This is a genomic window from Sphingomonas sp. J315 (assembly GCF_024666595.1).
GTDB lineage: Bacteria > Pseudomonadota > Alphaproteobacteria > Sphingomonadales > Sphingomonadaceae > Sphingomonas.
On the sequence record NZ_CP088296.1, the window covers coordinates 3,672,353 to 3,692,086 of the forward strand.

Annotated in this window: 14 protein-coding genes and 3 pseudogenes; 15 read left to right on the plus strand and 2 right to left on the minus strand. The window is 65.5% G+C overall.

Annotated elements, in window-relative coordinates; all coding sequences use genetic code 11:
* Positions 1-11: 11 nt before the first annotated feature.
* The 5 genes from LRS08_RS18560 to LRS08_RS18580 all read left to right on the plus strand — a co-directional run bounded on the left by LRS08_RS18560 (position 12) and on the right by LRS08_RS18580 (position 7,739).
* The gene (locus LRS08_RS18560) at positions 12-1,322 is read left to right on the plus strand and encodes a dicarboxylate/amino acid:cation symporter (protein ID WP_257845796.1); all 1,311 of its coding nucleotides are present in this window, start codon (positions 12-14) and stop codon (positions 1,320-1,322) included.
* Positions 1,319-2,569, plus strand: coding sequence for a Xaa-Pro peptidase family protein (locus LRS08_RS18565; protein WP_257845795.1), 1,251 nt, complete (start codon positions 1,319-1,321; stop codon positions 2,567-2,569). The genes LRS08_RS18560 and LRS08_RS18565 overlap by 4 nt, the downstream gene beginning before the upstream one ends.
* A gap of 321 nt (positions 2,570-2,890) precedes the next feature.
* Positions 2,891-5,548 carry an alanine--tRNA ligase gene (gene alaS, locus LRS08_RS18570; RefSeq protein ID WP_257845793.1) on the plus strand — a complete coding sequence of 886 codons (2,658 nt, stop codon included), beginning with the start codon at positions 2,891-2,893 and terminating at the stop codon, positions 5,546-5,548.
* Positions 5,523-5,900, plus strand: a complete 378-nt coding sequence (locus LRS08_RS18575; RefSeq protein ID WP_257845792.1) for a hypothetical protein — start codon at positions 5,523-5,525, stop codon at positions 5,898-5,900. The genes alaS and LRS08_RS18575 overlap by 26 nt, the downstream gene beginning before the upstream one ends.
* Before the next feature lie 18 nt (positions 5,901-5,918).
* Positions 5,919-7,739: a DUF885 family protein gene (locus tag LRS08_RS18580; protein ID WP_257846175.1), complete on the plus strand. Its 1,821-nt coding sequence runs from the start codon at positions 5,919-5,921 to the stop codon at positions 7,737-7,739.
* 5 nt (positions 7,740-7,744) lie between these two features.
* On the opposite strand, the gene LRS08_RS18585 is transcribed toward LRS08_RS18580, so the two are convergent.
* Complete coding sequence (locus LRS08_RS18585) at positions 7,745-9,523, minus strand: cation:proton antiporter (protein ID WP_257845791.1); 1,779 nt, start codon at positions 9,521-9,523, stop codon at positions 7,745-7,747.
* Between the two features lie 47 nt (positions 9,524-9,570).
* On the opposite strand from LRS08_RS18585, the gene LRS08_RS18590 reads away from it, so the two are divergent.
* On the plus strand, positions 9,571-10,764 hold the full coding sequence (locus LRS08_RS18590; RefSeq protein WP_257845790.1) for an FAD-dependent oxidoreductase: 1,194 nt from the start codon (positions 9,571-9,573) through the stop codon (positions 10,762-10,764).
* A 64-nt stretch (positions 10,765-10,828) separates the two neighbouring features.
* Here the strand turns inward: LRS08_RS18590 and LRS08_RS18595 are convergent, their stop codons facing one another.
* Positions 10,829-12,052 (minus strand): NADP-dependent isocitrate dehydrogenase, encoded by a 1,224-nt coding sequence (locus tag LRS08_RS18595; RefSeq protein WP_257845789.1) that lies wholly within the window; start codon positions 12,050-12,052, stop codon positions 10,829-10,831.
* A 146-nt stretch (positions 12,053-12,198) separates the two neighbouring features.
* Between LRS08_RS18595 and LRS08_RS18600 the strand changes: the two genes are divergently transcribed.
* From LRS08_RS18600 to LRS08_RS18640, 9 genes and pseudogenes are all read left to right on the plus strand, one after another.
* Entirely contained in the window at positions 12,199-12,930 is a 732-nt protein-coding gene (locus LRS08_RS18600) for a phosphatidylserine decarboxylase (RefSeq protein ID WP_260481108.1), read from the plus strand.
* 10 nt (positions 12,931-12,940) lie between these two features.
* The gene (gene pssA / locus LRS08_RS18605) at positions 12,941-13,732 is read left to right on the plus strand and encodes a CDP-diacylglycerol--serine O-phosphatidyltransferase (RefSeq protein ID WP_257845788.1); all 792 of its coding nucleotides are present in this window, start codon (positions 12,941-12,943) and stop codon (positions 13,730-13,732) included.
* A 438-nt stretch (positions 13,733-14,170) separates the two neighbouring features.
* Positions 14,171-15,013 carry a 30S ribosomal protein S2 gene (rpsB, locus tag LRS08_RS18610; RefSeq protein ID WP_257845786.1) on the plus strand — a complete coding sequence of 281 codons (843 nt, stop codon included), beginning with the start codon at positions 14,171-14,173 and terminating at the stop codon, positions 15,011-15,013.
* Between the two features lie 103 nt (positions 15,014-15,116).
* Positions 15,117-16,052, plus strand: coding sequence for a translation elongation factor Ts (tsf, locus tag LRS08_RS18615; protein ID WP_260481109.1), 936 nt, complete (start codon positions 15,117-15,119; stop codon positions 16,050-16,052).
* A gap of 144 nt (positions 16,053-16,196) precedes the next feature.
* Positions 16,197-16,901 carry a TonB-dependent receptor gene (locus tag LRS08_RS18620; protein ID WP_257845784.1) on the plus strand — a complete coding sequence of 235 codons (705 nt, stop codon included), beginning with the start codon at positions 16,197-16,199 and terminating at the stop codon, positions 16,899-16,901.
* A gap of 104 nt (positions 16,902-17,005) precedes the next feature.
* Positions 17,006-17,738, plus strand: a pseudogene (gene pyrH, locus LRS08_RS18625) (UMP kinase).
* A 29-nt stretch (positions 17,739-17,767) separates the two neighbouring features.
* Entirely contained in the window at positions 17,768-18,325 is a 558-nt protein-coding gene (gene frr / locus LRS08_RS18630) for a ribosome recycling factor (RefSeq protein ID WP_257845782.1), read from the plus strand.
* Positions 18,326-18,393: 68 nt separating this feature from the next.
* Positions 18,394-19,061 (plus strand): annotated as a pseudogene (uppS, locus tag LRS08_RS18635) (polyprenyl diphosphate synthase).
* Positions 19,058-19,663, plus strand: a pseudogene (locus tag LRS08_RS18640) (phosphatidate cytidylyltransferase); the annotation flags it as partial. The pseudogenes uppS and LRS08_RS18640, both read left to right, overlap by 4 nt.
* Positions 19,664-19,734 lie beyond the last annotated feature (71 nt).

The window sequence follows — 19,734 nt, forward strand, 5'->3', positions numbered from 1 at the left end:
AAGGGGTAAGCATGTCGGGCGCAGAGGCGATTACGGAGGTGCGGCGCGAATCGACGCTGCAATGGCAGATGCTGGGCGGCTTCGTGCTCGGGCTGACACTCGGCCTGTTCGTCCATTTTGCGGCGACCGATGCGGCGTGGGTCAAAACCGTGACGACGTATGTCACCGGCCCGATCGGCCAGGTCTTTTTGCGTCTGTTGTTCATGCTGGTGATTCCGCTGCTGTTCTCCGCGCTTGTCGTCGGCATAGCCGAGATGGGCGAGATCGCGGCGCTCAAGCGCGTCGGTCTGCGCACGCTGGTCCTCACCGTCTGCGTTTCGACCATCGCGGTGATCGTCAGCCTGTTACTGGTAAATCTGCTCCAGCCCGGCGCCGGGGTGGACCGGGTCGAGGCTCAAGCATTGCTCGCCGCATCGGGCGACAGCGCCGGCGCGATCCTCGATCGCACCGCCAGCACCCCGACCGGGGTCGATGCGATCCTGAACATCGTTCCGATCAATGTCGTCGCGGCAATGAATGCGAACGACATCCTCGCCATCATGTTCTTCGCCCTGTTCTTCGGCATCGGCATCCTCCTCACCGCCGACCGGCCGCAGGTGCAGACGCTCAAGCGCGGCATCGAGGGGATTTTCGAGGTGTCGATGCGCCTGATCGGTCTCGTCATCCGGCTCGCGCCGATCGCCGTGTTCTGTTTCTTGTTCAACCTGGCCGCGCTGTTCGGCTGGGAATTGCTGGTGCGGTTGCTCGCCTTTGTCGGCGTAGTGCTGGCGGCGCTTGGTACACAGATGTTCGTGATCTTCCCGATCCTGCTGCTGCTGCTCGCGCGCAAGAGCCCAATCGCCTTCTTCCGCGAAACGCAGGAGGCCAGCGTGATGGCCTTCTCCACCGCGTCGTCCAACGCGACGCTGCCCACGGCACTGCGCGTGGCCGAGACCAAGCTCAAGCTCCCGCCCAAGATCTCACGCTTCGTGCTGACGATCGGCGCGACGGCCAACCAGAACGGCACGGCAATGTTCGAGGGGGTGACGGTGATCTTCCTCGCGCAGTTCTTTGGCGTCGACCTGACATTGGGGCAGCAGATCACGGTGATGCTGGTGTGCATCCTTGGCGGCATCGGCACGGCCGGGGTCCCGGCGGGATCCTTGCCGGTGATTGCGCTTATCCTTGGCATGGTTGGCGTGCCACCGGCGGGGATCGGACTGGTGCTGGGCGTCGACCGGTTTCTCGATATGTGCCGCACCGTGCTCAACGTGATCGGCGACCTGGTGCTCGCGACGATCGTGTCGGCGGGTGAGAAGGAGACGCCGGAGCCTGTGGCATGAGGTTGACCCGGCGCGGGTTGATCGCAGCTGGGGCGCTGGCGCCGATCGGGTTTTCCGCCGTGGCGCGGGCAGCGCAGCCCGACCTGTCGGCGCTTCAGCCGATCACCGGCGATGCGGTGCCGATCGGCCGCGAAGAGCGCGCCGCCCGGCTTGGTCGCGCGCAGGCGCTGATGAAGGCGAACGGCATCGGCGCGGTGCTGATCGAGCCGGGGGCGAGCCTGCTCTATTTCACCGGGGTGCGCTGGGGGCGGAGCGAGCGGCTCACGGCGGCGGTGATCCCGGTCGAGGGCGATCCGATCATCGTCACGCCGTTTTTCGAAGAGCCATCGGTCCGCGAGTCGCTCGGCATTCCTGCGGAAATCCGGGTGTGGCAGGAGCATGAGGATCCGTTCGCGGTGGTCGCCGGCTTCCTGCGCGAGAAGAAGCTGCTCGGTCGCCCGCTGGGGATCGAGGAAACGGCGCGCTTCTTTGCGGTCGACGGCATGTGGCGCGCGCTCGCGGGCGTGAAGATCGTGTCGGCCAACCCGGTCGTGCGCGGGTGCCGGATGTTCAAGACGCCGGCCGAGATCGCGCTGATGCAGAAGGCGGCGGACGTGACGCTGGCCGCCTATCGCTGGACCTACCCCCGGATCGAGGCGGGGATGACCCCGGCCGACATCGCCGCGCTGATGACCGCGGCGACGGTGAAGCTGGGCGGGCAGGTGGCGTTCAACCTGATCCTGCTGGGCGAGGCATCGGCCTATCCGCACGGCACCGGCAAGCCGCAGCGGGTGGTGAAGGGCGAAGTCGTACTGATGGACTGCGGCGCGCGGGTTCATGGCTATGAAAGCGATATCAGCCGCACCTTCGTCCATGGCGCGGCGAGTGCGGAGCAGCGCAAGGTGTGGGAACATGTCCGCGCCGGGCAACAACGCGCCTTCGCCGCCGCGCAGCTCGGCGTTCCGGCGGGCCGCGTCGATGATGCGGTGCGTGGATGGTATGCGGCCTTGGGCTATGGTCCAGACTACAAGCTCCCCGGCCTGTCGCACCGTACCGGCCATGGCATCGGCATGGACGGGCATGAGCCGATCAATCTGGTGCGTGGCGAGATGACGAAGCTGGCTCCGGGCATGTGCTTTTCGAACGAGCCGGGGCTGTATCTGCCGGGCAAGTTCGGCGTGCGGCTGGAGGATTGCTTCCATATGACCGCGGCGGGGCCGAAATGGTTCAGTGTGCCGCCGGGGTCGATCGAGGACCCGATCGGGTGACTTATGAGGAAGCCTACAAGTGCCTCCTATCTGATCTCGAAGGCCGGGGTCTGCGGGTCGCAGAACGCCGCTTTGACGATCGCCACTTTGGCAATTTCGGGATCGCCTTTCGGCGAAGAGGCTGGAAACACACGCTGATAAATGACCGTGGACAATTGGTCTGCGAGTCCCGGACGTGGTTTCGGCGGCGCGTCCAGACATTGGCCGATGACCTAGGTGCGGTGTCGTGCGCCGAACTGCGTGGAGTGCTGGATAACTTCCAATCACCCTGATCGAACCGTTTCGCTTGAGCGAACGCCTCGGCGCGCTTAAGTCGCGCAAATGACCTCGACCAACGATATTCGCCGCAGCTTCCTCGACTATTTCGAGGGCCATGGCCATGCCCGTGTCCCGTCCGCGCCGCTGGTGCCGCACAACGATCCGACGCTGATGTTCGTCAATGCGGGGATGGTGCCGTTCAAGAATGTGTTCACCGGCCTGGAGACGCGGCCCTACACCACCGCGGCGTCGAGCCAGAAGTGCGTCCGCGCGGGTGGCAAGCACAACGACCTCGACAATGTCGGGTACACCGCGCGGCACCATACCTTCTTTGAAATGCTCGGGAATTTCTCGTTCGGCGACTATTTCAAGGAGCAGGCGATCACCCATGCGTGGACGCTGCTGACCAAGGAATGGGGGCTGCCCGCGCACAAGCTGACCGCGACCGTCTATCACACCGACGATCAGGCGTTCGATCTGTGGAAGAAGATCGCGGGCCTGCCCGAAGAGCGCATTATCCGGATTGCGACCAAGGACAATTTCTGGGCGATGGGCTCGGACGGGCCGTGCGGACCGTGTTCGGAAATCTTCTACGACCATGGCGACCATATCTGGGGCGGCCCTCCGGGCAGTCCGGAGGAAGATGGCGACCGTTTCGTCGAGATCTGGAACCTCGTCTTCATGCAATATGTGCAGGAAGCCGACACGATCATCGGCGAACTGCCCAAGCCGAGCATCGACACCGGCATGGGGCTGGAACGCGTCGCAGCGGTGCTGCAGGGCGTGCATGACAATTACGACACCGACACGTTCAAGGCGCTCATCGCAGAGAGCGGGGCGCTGACGCATTCGGCGACGACCGGCGACAATCAGGCGAGCCATCGCGTGATCGCCGACCATATCCGTACCTCTGGCTTCCTGGTCGCCGACGGTGTGCTGCCGGCCAATGAGGGGCGCGGCTATGTGCTGCGCCGGATCATGCGCCGCGCGATGCGTCATGCGCATATCCTGGGCGCGAAGGAGCCGTTGATGCACCGGATGGTGCCGAGCCTGGTGGCGGAGATGGGCGGTGCCTATCCCGAACTGGTTCGCGCCCAGCCGCTGATCGAGGCGACGTTGTTGCAGGAGGAAACCCGGTTCCGCCAGACGCTGGCGAACGGGCTCAAGCTGCTCGACGAAGCGACGGGATCGATGGGCGAGGGCGATACGCTGCCCGGCGAGACCGCGTTCAAGCTCTACGACACCTATGGCTTCCCCTATGACCTGACCGAGGACGCGCTGCGTCCGCAGGGGATGAAGGTCGACCGCGACGGGTTCGACACGGCGATGAAGCGGCAGAAGGATGCCGCGCGCGCCGCGTGGAAGGGCTCGGGCGCCAAGGCCAGCGACGATGTGTGGTTCGACATCGCCGAGGAGCTGGGGAGCACCGAATTCACCGGCTATTCGGCGACCGAGGGCGAGGGGCAGGTCGTGGCGCTGGTCAAGGACGGCGTGCGCGTCGACCGCGCCGGTGCCGGCGATGAAGTCACGATCCTGACCAACCAGACGCCTTTCTATGGCGAGAGCGGCGGCCAGATGGGCGACGCCGGCACGATCGGCAACGACAATGCCGAGGCGATCGTCAGCGATACGTCGAAGCCGCTTGGCCGGCTGCACGCGCATCAGGCGACGTTGGCGCGCGGCGAGATCAAGGTCGGCGACACGGTGAAGCTGGCGATCGACGTGTCGCGCCGCGATGCGATCCGCGCTAACCATTCGGCGACGCACCTGGTCCATGCGGCGCTGCGCAACCGGCTGGGCGGGCATGTGACGCAGAAGGGGTCGTTGGTCGCGCCCGACCGCTTCCGCTTCGACTTCTCTCACCCGACTGCGCTCAGCGCTCAAGAGATCGCGGATGTCGAGGCCGAGGTGAACGCCGAAATCCGCGCCAATGAGACGGTGGGTACGCGGCTGATGACCCCCGACGACGCAGTCGCGGCGGGCGCGTTGGCGTTGTTTGGGGAAAAGTACGGCGATGAGGTTCGCGTGCTGTCGATGGGACGGCTGACCGATAAACATTATTCGGTCGAGCTGTGCGGCGGCACCCATGTCCGCGCGACCGGCGACATCGGCGTGTTCAAGATCGTCAGCGAAAGCGCGGTCGCGGGCGGCGTGCGCCGGATCGAGGCGCTGACCGGCGAAGCGGCGCGCTCTTGGCTGAACGATCGCGATGCCAAATTGCGTGAGGTGGCGGCGACGCTCAAGACCTCACCCGACGAGGTGAGCGCGCGCGTTGCCGCTTTGGTCGAGGAACGCCGCAAGCTGGAGCGCGAGCTGGCCGAAGCCAAGAAGGCACTGGCGCTGGGCGGCGGCGGGGCTGCTGCTCCGGCCGGGCCGGAGCAGATCGGCGGCGTGAACTTCGTCGGCCAGATCCTCGACGGGCTCGATCCCAAGGCGCTGCGCGGTGCCGTGGACGAGGCCAAGGGGCGGATCGGTTCAGCTGTGGTAGCTTTTGTCGCGGTAAATGAAGGGCGTGCAGCGATCGCGGTGGGTGTCACCGACGACCTGACCGGCACCTTCAGTGCCGTCGAGCTGGTCAAGCGTGGTGTTGCCGCGCTGGGAGGGCAGGGCGGCGGTGGGCGACCGGACATGGCGCAGGGTGGCGGACCCGAGGGCGGCAACGCCCAAGCCGCGATCGATGCAGTCAAGACGGCGCTTGCCGAGGAGAAAGAAGCTGCGTGATCATGTCCTGAAGGCCGCCGCAATCGCAGCGGCCCTCATCATCGCCCCCGCCGCCACGGCGCAGGGTAAATTGCCACCCTATCCCGAGGCGCTGAACTGCGCCGCGCTGACCCATGCCGCCGCCAAGATCGGCAAGGGCACGCCGCAGGAATCGGTGCTGTTCGATCACCTGATCTATTGGGGCATGGCCACCGCCGATGCCGGTCGCGCTGCGGGCAAGTCCGGCAAGGTGGTCGACGCCGAAGTGGCCGCACAGTCGGCTCAGCTGGAGCCGAAGCTGCGCGCGCAGGATGGTGCGACCGCATCGGCGCTGGCCGCGTGCGTTGCGCGTGTCCCACCTCTCGACAAGTAATCCGGAGACTCCATGACCCTGCGCCGCCGTTCGTTCGTCCAGTCCATCGGCGCGGCAGCGCTGGCCACCAGCATTCCGGCCACTGCGCGCGCGGCGGGTGAGGCCAAGGCGGGGGCAGGAGATGCGGCGCTGCGCACGCTGCTCGACCGGATCTTCAACGACCGGCTGACCGAGAGCCCCGAGGGGGCGACCGCGCTGGGGCTGGATACCGGAAAGAATGCCGCGCTCAAGTCGCAGCTGTCCGGGCGGAGTGCGGCCGATGAGGCGCGCGATCTGGCGCGGGCGAAGCGCGAGCTGGCGGCGATCAAGGCGATCGATCCGGCGACGTTGGGTGAGAATGCGCGGCTGGACTATGACGTGGTCACCTACCAGCTTGAGCGCAGCGTCGCGGGGCGGGAGAAGTTCACCTATGGATCGGCGGGCGGGCGATATGCGCCCTATCGGCTGAGCCAGCTGACCGGTGCGTACCAGGATGTCCCCGATTTCCTCGACAACCAGCACCGGGTGAAGGATGCGGTCGACGCCGACGCCTATCTCGCGCGGCTGGAGGCGTTTGCGACGGTACTCGATCAGGAAAGTGAGCGGCAGCGAGCCGACGCCGCGCGTGGGGTGTTCGCGCCCGACTATGTGCTCGACACGACGCTCAAGCAGTTCGCATCGCTGCGCGACAAGGCGGCGAGCGAGACCGGGATGGTCACCGGATTCAAGGCGAAGCTGGAGACCGCCAAGCTTCCGCCCGAGCGGGTGGCGCAGGCCGAGAAGGTCGTCGTAGAAAAGGTTTTCCCCGCGCTCGATCGCCAGCGTGCATTGATCACCGAACTGCGCGGCAAGGCCACGCACGACGCGGGCGTGTGGCGGCTGCCCGATGGCGCGGCCTATTACACCGCAGCGGCAGAGGCGGCGACGACCACGCGGCTTACGGGCGACGAGATCCACCGCATCGGGCTGGAGCAGGTTGCGGAGATCAGCGCGCGGATCGACACGATCCTGAAGGCGCAGGGCATCACGAATGGCGCCGTAGGCGCGCGGCTGGTCGCGCTCAACGAGCGGCCTGATCAGCTGTTCCCCAACACCGATCCGGGCCGCGAGGCGCTGCTTGAGGCGCTCCGCGCGCAGGTGAAGGCGATGGAGAAGCGCCTTCCCGAACAGTTCGCGACCCTGCCCAAGGCCCCGGTCGAGGTGCGCCGCGTGCCGCCGGCGATCCAGGCGGGGGCACCGGGCGGCTATTATCAGGCCGCGACGCTCGATGGCTCGCGCCCCGGCATCTATTACATCAACCTGCGCGACACGTTCGACCGGCCCAAATTCGGGCTGGCGACGCTGAGCTATCACGAAGCGGTGCCGGGACATCATCTTCAGGTGATGCTGTCGCTCGAATCGCAGGATATTCCGCTGATCCGCCGTCGTGGCGGGTTCAGCGGCTATAGCGAGGGCTGGGCGCTCTACACCGAGCAGCTGGCGGACGAGATGGGGATGTATGAAGGCGATCCGCTGGGGCAGGTCGGCTATCTCCAGTCGCTGCTGTTCCGCGCGACGCGGCTGGTGGTCGACAGCGGCATGCATGCCAAGCGCTGGAGCCGCGAGAAAGCGACCGACTATTTCATCGCGACCACCGGCATCGCGCGCGGCCGCAGCCAGGGCGAGATCGATCGCTACACCGTCTGGCCGGGGCAAGCGTGCAGCTACAAGATCGGCCACACCGTGTGGGTCGAGCTGCGCGATGAGGCCAAGGCGAAGGCCGGGGACAAATGGGACCCGCGCCACTTCCACGACGTGCTGCGCAAGGGCGCGATGCCGCTTGATGTGCTGAAGCGCGTGGTGCGGAGCCGGATGGGGTAGGGGGGCTAGGCCTCCGCCTCCTTCTGTCGCACGCGCCGGATGCGCGGTTCGCGTTCCAGTCCTGCGGCTTCCTTGATCGACTTGCGCATCTCGTCGCGCTTTTCGTGGATCGACGCGATCACCGGGCCGACTGCGACGCCTAGGTCGACGAGTGCCGCCTCCGCCAATTGCAGCGAGCTTTCGAGCGTTTCCGGCACTGCGTCGGTTGCGCCGGCCTTGTAGAGCTCGGCGGCGTGGGCCGCGTCGCGCGCGCGGGCGATGATCGGGATGTCGGGGACCCAACTGCGCACACGGCGGGTGAGGCGCACCGTCAGCACGGGGTCGTCCATGGTCAGGATCAGCGCCTTGGCATGGCCGAGGCTCAGCCGATCCACCAGCTCGCTGCGGGATACGTCGCCGAACATCACCGAATAGCCCTCACGCCGGGCCGCCGCGACGCCATCGATATCGGCGTCGACCGCGACATAGGGTTTGTCATGCGCGCGCAGCATGTCGGCGACGGTGCGCCCGACGCGGCCAAAGCCGATCACCACCGTGCCGCCCGGAACAATGTCGGGGTTCGACGCCTCGTCCAGCGTCGGATCGCGCTCCTCGATCTTGCGCGCGGCATAGCGGCCCGCGGTAGCGAGCAGCGGCGTGATCGTCAGGCCGATCGCGGTGACGGTGGTCCAGAAGGCGGCGGTCGAGGGCTGGATCAATCCCGCCGCTGCGGCAACGCCGAGCACGATCAGCGTGGTTTCTGACGGGCTCGCCATCAGCACGCCCGCTTCGGCTGCGGTCCCGGTGCGCGCGCCCGACAGTTTGAGCAGTGCAATGGTGACGCCAACCTTGATCGCCATCACGCCGATGATCGCGGCGAGCAGCAGTGCCCAGTCCTGCATGATCATGCGCAGGTCGAGCCGCATGCCGACGGTGATCAGGAACACGCCGAGCGCCAGCCCCTTGAACGGCGCGGTGATCACCTCAACCTCGCTGTGATAGTCGGTTTCGGCGATCAGCACGCCCGCGAGCAGCGCCCCGACGATCGGCGACAGGCCGACCACGGTCGTGGCGAGGCTGGCGGCGATCACGACCAGCAGACTGGCCGCAAGGAACAATTCGGGCGACTTGGTCCGTGCGGCCTGAGCGAACAGACGGGGCAAGAAAAAGCGGCCGCCGATGAACAGCACCGCGACCACGATCCCGCCACGCAACAGGGTCATCATGAAGTCGCCGAACGCCGCGTCGCCCGCCGCCGGAGCCAGCGCGCCGAGCAGAAAGACGATGGGGACCAGCGCCAGATCCTCGAACAACAGCATCGCGAAGGCGGATTTGCCCACCGGACTGGTGGTCCCCGCAATCGGCAAGACCAGCGCGGTCGAGGACAAAGCGAGCGCAAGGCCAAGACCCAGCGCGCCGGACCACGCCTGACCCATCGCATACAGCCCGACGCCGATCAGCAATGCCGCACCGAGCAACTCCGCCACGCCCACGCCGAACACCAGCCCGCGCAACGTCCACAATCGCTTGAACGACAGCTCCAGCCCGATCGAGAACAGCAGCAGGATGATGCCGAACTCCGCGAAGGGCTCGATCGAATGCGGGTCGGTGATGGTGAAATAGAAGAGCCAGGGAAACTGGCTGACCAACTGTCCCAGTCCCGCCGGCCCGACCAAGGCGCCGACCAGGATGAAGCCGATCACCGGGCTGATCCGGAAACGGGTGAAGGCCGGGATGACGATCCCCGCGGCGCCGAGGATGACGAGCGCGTCGCTGAAACCGCTGTTGGACAGGTCTAGGGCCATGACCTACCCTAGCGGGCGGCGAAACGCTTTGTCACCGGGCTTGTGCAATGCGGTACGATATATGTGTGGCGGGCGGCGGCCCGGCGGGGATGATGGCTGGGCTATTGTTCGCGCGCGCCGGATTGAAGACGGTCGTGCTGGAAAAGCATGGCGACTTCCTGCGCGATTTTCGCGGGGATACGGTTCACCCGTCAACGCTGAACCTGTTCGATGAACTGGGGCTGCTCGACGCGATGCTGGCGCGACCGCATGACCGGGTCGAGCGGATCGGCGCGGTGGTCGGTGGGCAAGAGTATCGCATCGCCGATTTCCGCCATTTGCCGGGTCGTGGCCGGTTCATCGCGATGATGCCGCAATGGGAGTTTCTGGACTTTGTCGCCGATGCGGCGCGCAGCTTTCCGACGTTCGAACTGCGGATGAACGCGCGGGTCGATGGGCTGGTCGAGCGCGATGACCGGGTCGAAGGCGTGCGGCTGGCGGGTGGCGAGACGGTCGAGGCGCGGCTGGTGATCGCGGCGGACGGGCGCGGATCAGTGCTGCGCGCTGCGGCGGGGCTGCCGCTACGCGATCTGGGGGCGCCGATCGACGTTTTCTGGTTCCGCGTGCCGAAGGCGCGGACCCCCGACAACCGGACCCAAGGCTATATCGACCGGGGCGAGATGATCGTCGCGATCGATCGTGGCGACTATTTTCAGGGCGCGCGGGCGATCGCCAAGGGTGGCGCGGAAGCCGTGCGGGCGCGCGGGATCGCCGACTTCCGTGCTGACGTCGCCGCGACGGCGCCGGTGATGGCAGAGGGGATCGATGCGTTAGCCGGATGGGACGACATCAAGCTGCTCAGCGTGTCGCTGGACCGGCTTGAGCGCTGGTCGCGCCCCGGTCTTCTCGCAATCGGTGACGCTGCGCATGCAATGTCACCGGTGGCGGGCGTCGGGATCAACCTCGCCATTCAGGACGCGGTTGCCGCCGCCAATATTCTCGCCGCGCCGATGGTGCGTGCAGCGGACCCCGATCCGCTGCTGCCGCAGGTCCGGCAGCGGCGGATGTTCCCGGTCCGGGTGATTCAGGCGATGCAGCGACTGGCGCATGAGCGCGTGATCGGCGCGGCGCTGCGCGGAACGCTGCGACCACCCGCCGCGCTGCGCCTGCTTGACCGTGTGTCGCTGCTGCAGCGCATTCCAGCGCGGGTTATCGGGTTGGGCCTGCGGCGCGAGCATATCCGGTCGCCGCGCTCGAACTGAGCACAATGAAAGGGCCGCGTCCCTGGAGGAACGCGGCCCATTTCCTTGCCGACGGCAGTAAGGCTTACGCCCAGGTCGCCATCTCGGTTTCGAGGTTCTGGCGGATCGCCTCGAAGAACTGCTCGGTGGTCATCCACGGCTGGTCCGGGCCGATCAGCAGCGCGAGGTCCTTGGTCATCTTGCCGCTCTCGACGGTCTGGATGCAGACGCGCTCCAGCGTTTCGGCGAACTTGGTCACTTCGGGCGTGTCGTCGAACTTGCCGCGGAACTTGAGGCCGCCGGTCCATGCGAAGATCGACGCGATCGGGTTTGTCGAGGTCGCCTTGCCCTGCTGATGCTGGCGATAGTGGCGGGTGACGGTGCCGTGCGCCGCTTCCGCCTCGACCGTCTTGCCGTCGGGCGAGAGCAGGACCGAGGTCATCAGGCCGAGCGAGCCGAAGCCCTGTGCGACCTGATCCGACTGGACGTCGCCGTCGTAATTCTTGCACGCCCACACGAACTCGCCGCTCCACTTGAGCGCCGACGCGACCATGTCGTCGATCAGGCGATGCTCATAGACGATGCCGGCGTCCTTGAACTTCTCGGCAAAGCCTTCGGTCTCGAACACTTCCTGGAACAGGTCCTTGAAGCGCCCGTCATAGGCCTTGAGGATGGTGTTCTTCGTCGACAGATAGACCGGCCACCCGAGGTTGAGGCCGTAGTTGAACGATGCGCGCGCGAAATCGCGGATCGAATCGTCGAGATTGTACATCGCCATCGCGACACCCGAACCGGGGAAATTGAACACCTCCCGGTCGATGACCTGGCCGTCGGCACCCTCGAAGACGAGGCGCAGCTTTCCGGCGCCGGGGACCTTGAAGTCGGTCGCGCGATACTGGTCGCCGAATGCGTGACGACCGACGACGATCGGCTTGGTCCAGCCGGGGATCAGGCGCGGCACGTTGCTGATCACGATCGGCTCGCGGAAAACCACGCCGCCCAGGATGTTGCGGATCGTGCCGTTGGGCGACTTCCACATTTCCTTGAGGTTGAATTCCTCGACGCGCTGCTCGTCGGGGGTGATCGTCGCGCACTTCACACCGACGCCGTATTGCTTGATCGCGTTAGCGGCGTCGATCGTGATCTGGTCGTTGGTCTCGTCGCGCTTCTCGACGCCGAGATCGTAATATTTCAGGTCGATGTCGAGGTACGGCTTGATCAGGCGTTCACGGATCCATTCCCAGATAATCCGGGTCATTTCGTCGCCGTCGATCTCGACGACTGGGTTCTTCACCTTGATCTTCGCCATGCTCGCTTTCCTGTTCATCTGGGAGGAAGGGGTTTGGCGGTGCGTCTAGGAGCAAGCGCGCGTGCGATCAAGCATTGGCGGATAACGGTATCGCCACGCCGCCACACAGGATTGTGTTGCGCGGATGACACAGCTAGACCCCGCCCATGTCCTCACTCGAAACCCCGCCCGCCGTCACCAACACCGTCAAGTGGCGCTTCCCCTCGGTCCATCCGGAGGGTCGCAAATATGTGCTGATCTCTGCGGCGATCACCACGCTGTTCCTCTTCGCGATCTGGGACGAGCTTGGATTTGCGCTGATTGGCCTGACTATCTGGGTTGCCGCCTTCTTCCGCGACCCAATCCGCGTGACCCCGCAGGGGGAGGGGATGATCATCTCGCCCGCCGATGGTTTGGTGACGATGATCGAGCGGGTGCCGGTGCCGCGGGAAATCGCCGGGCCGGAAGGGTTGAACGAAACGACCCGTGTGCGCGTTTCGATCTTCATGTCCGTATTCGACGTCCATATCAACCGCACCCCGATGGCCGGGACGATCCGCCAGGTCGTCTATATCGCGGGCAAGTTCCTCAACGCCGATCTTGACAAGGCAAGCGAGGAAAATGAGCGCCAGCATTTCGTGATGGAGACGCATGACGGAACCCGTGTCGGATTTACGCAGATCGCGGGCCTCGTCGCGCGCCGCATCGTGACTTTCGTCAAGCCAGGCGACATCGTCGCGTCGGGGCAACGTTTCGGCCTGATCCGCTTTGGCAGCCGGGTCGACGTGTTCCTGCCCGACGATTATGCGCCCCAGGTCGCGCTTGGCCAGCGTTGCCTTGCCGGCGAGACGCTCGTCGGGCTCAAGGGCGGACGCGCGGCAGAGGGCGTCGCCCAGTGAGGCGTCCTCGATGAGCCTTCGTCCCCGACCTCTGCGGCGTGGCATCCCGCTTCGCGCGATCGCGCCCAACGCCATTACCGCGCTGGCGCTTTGCTCCGGGCTGACCGGGGTTCGCTACGCGATCAGCGAGAATTGGGAACGGGCGGTCCTGATGATCCTGATCGCCGCATTGCTTGACGGGATCGATGGACAGGTGGCGCGCATGGTGCGCGGCGAGAGCAGGTTCGGGGCAGAACTGGACAGCCTGTCCGATGCGATCTCGTTTGGCGTCGCGCCGGCGTTGATCCTGTATCTTTGGGCGTTGATGTACGCGCCCAAGGTCGGCTGGATCGTCGCATTGCTCTATGCCGTATTCTGCGCATTGCGGCTTGCCCGGTTCAATGCGCAGATCGACAGCGATGCCCAGCCGCGCAAGCTGGCCGGCTTCTTTACCGGCATACCGGCACCGGCGGGTGCCGGGCTCGCCATGCTTCCACTCTATATCTGGCTGTGGAGCGGCGAGGAGCTGGCGCGTTCGCCCTGGATCGTCACCCCCTGGGTCGCATTTGTCGGATTGCTGATGGTGTCGAGCCTGGCCACCTACTCGTGGAAATCGCTGCGCCTGCGCCGGAACGTCCGGTTCGAGGCGCTGGTGATGGTTGCAATCCTGCTCGCCGCGCTGGTCACGGTGCCCTGGCAGACGCTGACACTGGTGTGCATCGCCTATCTCGCGACGTTGCCCTTCAGCATTCGCGCCTATCGCCGGACTATGCAGCCGCTCGCAGCGGTGTCGGCACCCGGCGCGGTGCCGCCCGCGGCATAACGCGAACACGCGCGGCATTAACCGGGGCGGGGGCGGGCACCGTCTTACCCAGCATCAGTGCGCGCATGTAATCGAGGCGAGGCGCAATCGTGACGAACATCGCCCAGATCGACACGGCAAACGCGGTGGTGAACAGCAGCGCGGCAAGAACAGCAACCATATCGGCCTCCCGAATCCTGATAAGCGACTGGAATCGTTATGATTCTCGACGCCTGGCGACGGGCAAAGGTTCCTTGTCCGCCTGTTGAACCCTTTATGTTCCGTTAACGTTCCGCATGTCAAGCGACGCGATCCATTTTTGTTCTCTTGCGCTCCGCCGCAATCTCGACTAAGCGCGCCGCCTCACCCCCGCATGGGAAGCAACATAACCCGGTGCTGCGGGCCTTTTGGCTCACGGTCACTCGCTTCCCAGAGGCTCAACCGGAAGGACTTATCCCTATGGCGGCTCCAGTCGTCTCCATGCAGCAGTTGCTCGAATCGGGCGCACACTTCGGTCACCAGACGCATCGCTGGAACCCGAAGATGAAGCCGTATATCTTCGGCGACCGCAACGGCGTGCACATCATCGACCTGTCGCAGACCGTCCCGCTGTTCGCGCGCGCGCTGGACTTCATCAGCTCGACCGTCGCTTCGGGCGGCAAGGTGCTGTTCGTCGGCACCAAGCGCCAGGCGCAGGACGCGATTGCCGAAGCAGCGCGCAAGTCGAACCAGCATTTCGTCAACCATCGCTGGCTGGGCGGCATGCTCACCAACTGGAAGACCATCAGCAACTCGATCAAGCGCCTCAAGACGCTCGAAGAGCAGCTGTCGGGTGACACGCACGGCCTGACCAAAAAGGAAGTGCTGAACCTGACGCGCGAGAAGGACAAGCTCGAGCTGTCGCTCGGCGGCATCCGCGACATGGGCGGCGTTCCCGACATCATGTTCGTGATCGACGCGAACAAGGAAGAGCTGGCGATCAAGGAAGCCAATACGCTCGGCATCCCGGTCGTCGCGATCCTCGATTCGAACGTCTCGCCCGACGGCATCGCATTCCCGGTTCCGGCGAATGACGACGCCAGCCGCGCGATCCGCCTGTACTGCGAAGCCGTCGCCATCGCGGCGACCCGCGGCAACAACCAGGCGCAGATGAGCAGCGGCGATTTCGGCGCGGCCGAAGTTCCGCCGGTCGAAGCCGCCATCGTCGAGCCGGCCCCGGCCGTCGAAGCCGAGCCGGAAGCTCCGGCCGCATCGACCGACCCGGAAACCGCAGCCGAGGGCGAGCGCCAGATCGACGCGTAAGCGCTGTGGTCATCGAACCGTAATGGGGGCGGGGCAGGGCGTTTAAGCTTTGTCCCGCCCGCACCATATTTGAAGCAAACCGCTTAGACACGAGGAATTAGACATGGCCGAGATCACTGCAGCAGCCGTCAAGGAACTGCGCGAGAAGAGCGGCGCCGGCATGATGGACTGCAAGAAGGCGCTGACCGAGAATAACGGCGACATCGAAGCGGCCACCGACTGGCTGCGTTCGAAGGGCCTGGCCGCCGCTGCCAAGAAGTCCAGCCGCACTGCGGCCGAGGGTCTGGTCGGCGTCGCCGTCGCGGGCACCAAGGGCGTGGCCGTCGAGGTCAACTCGCAGACCGACTTCGTCGCGAAGAACGAAATCTTCCAGGGCTTTGTCCGCGAAGTGACCGGCGTTGCGCTGGAGCAGGGCATCGATGACTTCGAGGCGCTGAAGGCTCAGGCGATCACCGGCGGCACCATCGACGAAGTGCTGGTCGCCAACATCGCGACGATCGGCGAGAATCAGGTGCTGCGTCGCGCGAAGAAGGTCGAAGTGACCAACGGCGCGGTGATCCCGTACGTCCACAACGCTGCCGCCCCGGGTCTGGGCAAGATCGGCGTGCTCGTCGCGCTCGAATCGGACGCGGGCGTCGACGTTCTGGAGCCGCTGGGCAAGCAGATCGCGATGCACATCGCCGCTGCCTTCCCGCTGGCGCTGTCGATCGAAGACCTCGACCCGGAGGTCGTCGAGCGTGAAGCCGCGATCCTGCGCGAGAAGAACGCCGACAAGATCGTCGGCAAGTCCGAAGAGGTCGCTGCCAAGATCCTCAACGGCCCGGTCGAGAAGTTCAAGAAGGAGAACGCGCTGCTCACCCAGGCGTTCGTCATGGACGGCAAGACCCCGGTCGGCGACGTGATCGCCCAGGCGGGCAAGGACGCCGGCGCGTCGATCAAGTTGGTCGACTACGTCCGCTTCCAGCTCGGCGAAGGAATCGAGAAGGAAGAGAGCGACTTCGCGGCGGAAGTCGCGGCGACGGCGGCTGCGGCTGGCTGATCGCACGACCCTGAGGGAAAAAGGAGGGCGCGGCCATCGCTGGCCGCGCCCTTTTTGCTGGGGCCGCGCCGCCCAATCTCACGTGATTGACTCCGGGAAGTTCGGCGCAGAAGCTCTTAAACAACACGGATCGGGGAGGGGGCGATGATCAAGGCAGTTCTGGCGATTGCTGCGCTGGGCGTGGCGCTTCCCGTGGTGGCGCAGGACCTTGCGTCGCAAGAGGTCGTGGTCACTGGCAGCCGGGTCGAGCAGGATAGCTATGAGCGCGACATGCCCGCGGTAGGCCTGCGCCGGACCGCCGACTTTCTGGTTCAGGAAGTCGCAATTCGCGGTGACACGCGCGATCCCAAGCTGCGCGGGACCGAAATCCGCCAGATGCTGGCCCGCGCGGTCGAGATGGCGGGAAAGCATGGCGTCCAGCTGGCGTTCGGCGACTATATCTTGACGCCGCTGACCGTTGCCAATCTCGACGAGGTCACGCTGTCCAACGACAATCGCCCTGACAGCCAGAAGGTCGAATTTCTGGTCAAGGCACCGCTCGGCGGCAAGGAGAGCGGAGCGAGCGCGGAAAAGCGGATCGAAGCCTATGTCGATGCCGTTCCCGAGGTCGGCCGCGCACAGATGGACATCAGCGGCGATTCGTCGCTGTCGATCGTCGGGCCGGACCAGTACCGGCTTCAGATTGCCGAAAGCGTGATGGCCGACGCCCGCAGTTTGTCGGAGCGGATGGGCGCGGGATATGCGGTGACGATCGAGGGGCTGAATATGCCGGTCCTGTGGACACGGGCGGGGCCGTCCGATGTGCTGCTCTACATCCCGTACAAGCTGGTGATCGTCCCGAAGCGCTGACTGGTCGTTCGCGTCGCATCGGTGGCGGTTTCCCCGCTTGGCTTCCCCCGCGCCCGCGCCTAAGGTCCGCGCCGCTCCCAACCCCCGACAGACATTAGGGCCAGATGACCGCGCCACGCTTCAAACGCATCCTCCTCAAACTCTCCGGCGAAGTGCTGATGGGGCAGGGGCAGTTCGGCATCGATCCCGCCACCTGCGAGCGCGTCGCGCGTGAGGTGAAGGCGGCGACCGAGGCGGGGTATGAGATCTGCATGGTCGTTGGCGGCGGCAATATCTTTCGCGGGCTGGCTGGCGCGGCGCAGGGGGTTCGAGCGGGCGAGCGCCGATTATATGGGCATGCTCGCCACCGTGATGAACGCGCTGGCGATGCAGAACACGCTCGAGCGGCTGGGCGTCGATACCCGCGTCCAGTCGGCGATCCCGATGGCGTCGGTCAGCGAACCCTATATCCGGCGCAAGGCGATGCGGCATATGGAGAAGGGTCGCGTGGTCATCTTTGCCGCGGGCACTGGCCTACCGTTCTTCACTACCGACACCACCGCCGCGCTGCGCGCCGCCGAGATGAATTGCGACGCGCTGTTCAAGGGCACCAGCGTCGATGGCGTGTACAATGCCGATCCCAAGAAGGTCGCCGATGCGACCCGCTATGAGGAACTGACGTTCGATCGCGTGTTGGTCGACAATTTGAAGGTCATGGACGCGACGGCGGTGGCCCTGTGCCGCGACAACGATATCCCGATTGTCGTGTTCAACATTCGCGACGAAGGCACGTTGGAAGCGGTCTTGCGTGGCGAGGGCACCTCGACCATCGTCCGCAACCAGCCCGTATCCGCTTAAGTTAAGACAGAATAAGAGGAATCTGACCTATGGCCGCATATGACAAGGCCGATCTGGAGCGCCGGATGAACGGCGCCGTCGAATCGCTCAAGCATGATCTGGGCGGACTGCGGACCGGTCGCGCGAGTACCACGCTGCTCGAGCCTGTGACGGTCGAGGTCTATGGATCGCATATGCCGCTCAATCAGGTCGCGACGGTGTCGGCGCCCGAGCCGCGCATGCTGTCGGTGCAGGTGTGGGACAAGTCGAATGTCGGCCCGGTCGACAAGGCGATCCGGTCCGCCGGGCTTGGTCTCAACCCGATCGTCGACGGGCAGAATCTGCGCTTGCCGATCCCGGACCTGACCGAGGAGCGCCGCAAGGAACTTGCCAAGCTGGCCAGCAAATATGCGGAGAACGCCCGCATCGCGGTGCGCAACGTGCGCCGCGATGGGATGGACAGCCTGAAGACCGACGAGAAGAAGGGCGAGTTCGGTGAGGATGACCGCAAGCGCCACGAGGGCGAGGTCCAGAAGCTGACCGACGCCACGATTGCGGAGATCGACGCTGCTGCGGCGGCGAAGGAAAAGGAAATCCTCGGCAAGTGACTGCGGCCTCCGCGCCTCTTCCGGCTGGCCCGGAAGGCGGGGCCGTTCCCCGCCACGTCGCCATCATCATGGACGGCAATGGTCGCTGGGCGAAGGCCCGGCGGCTGCCGCGCATCGCCGGGCACAAGCAGGGCGTGGAGGCGGTGCGTCGCGTGTCCAAGGCGGCGCGCGAGCAGGGGGTCGAGGTGCTCACGCTCTATGCGTTCTCGTCGGAGAATTGGCGGCGGCCCGAAGAGGAAGTGCGCGACCTGATGGGGTTGCTGCGCCATTTCCTGAAGAACGAACTCAAGGATCTGGTCGCGGAGAATGTGCGGCTGCGCGTGATCGGCGATTACCATGCCTTGTCGGGTGATCTCGTCGCGATGATCGACGAGGCGATCGCGCGCACGTCGGTCAATAGCGGCGCGACCCTGGTTATCGCGCTCAACTATGGCGCGCAGGCGGAGATCGTCGCAGCGGCGCGGCGGCTGGCGGCGTCGGCCAAGGCAGGTGAAGTCGCCCCGGAAGCAATCGATGAGGCGATGTTCAGCGATGCGCTGACCACCCATGACCTCCCCCGCTCGACCTGTTGATCCGCACGTCGGGCGAGCAACGGCTGTCCAACTTCCTGCTGTGGCAGGCGGCCTATGCCGAATTGCTGTTCGTCGAGACCTTGTGGCCCGATTTCGACGGCGACGCGCTGGCCGATGCGATCGCGCAATTCGGGCGGCGTCAGCGCCGGTTCGGAGGGCTGTGATCGACGTTCCGCCCCGGAAGAACGCTGATCTTGGCACCCGTGCGGTAGTTGGGATCGCGTTGATCGTCATCGCCGCTGCGGCGTTGTGGTTCGGCGGATTCGCCTTCTGGCTGCTGGTAACGCTGGGCGCGCTCGTGATGATCCATGAATGGGGTGGGCTGCACGGTGCGAGCGCAGAACAGAAGCGACTCGCGCAATATGCGTTGATGGTCCCCCTCGCAATCCTTTCGCCGCTCGCCGCAGGGCCCGGCTTTCTCGCGCTGGGGCTGACATTGGGTGCGGCCTTCTTCCTTGCCAGCGTGACGCGCAGCGGAGCGCAGGGGGCAGGCGCGATTTATGTCGGCGTGCCGGTGCTGGCGCTGATCTTTCTGCGCGAGCAGTCCAACGGGCTCATGCTGGCATTCTGGGCGATGGCGCTGGTTTGGGCATGCGATATCGGCGCATATTTCGCCGGACGCGCAATTGGCGGGCCGAAGCTGATGCCGGCGGTCAGCCCCAACAAGACCTGGGCCGGACTTGCCGGGGGCGTCACCGCCGCCACGGGGTTCGGGTTGCTGCTGACGCTCTGGGAACTGCCGATGGCGCTTGCGCTCGCGACGCCCCTGCTTGCGGTGGTCGCACAGGCGGGCGACTTGTACGAAAGCCATCTCAAGCGTCGGGCGGGGGGTCAAGG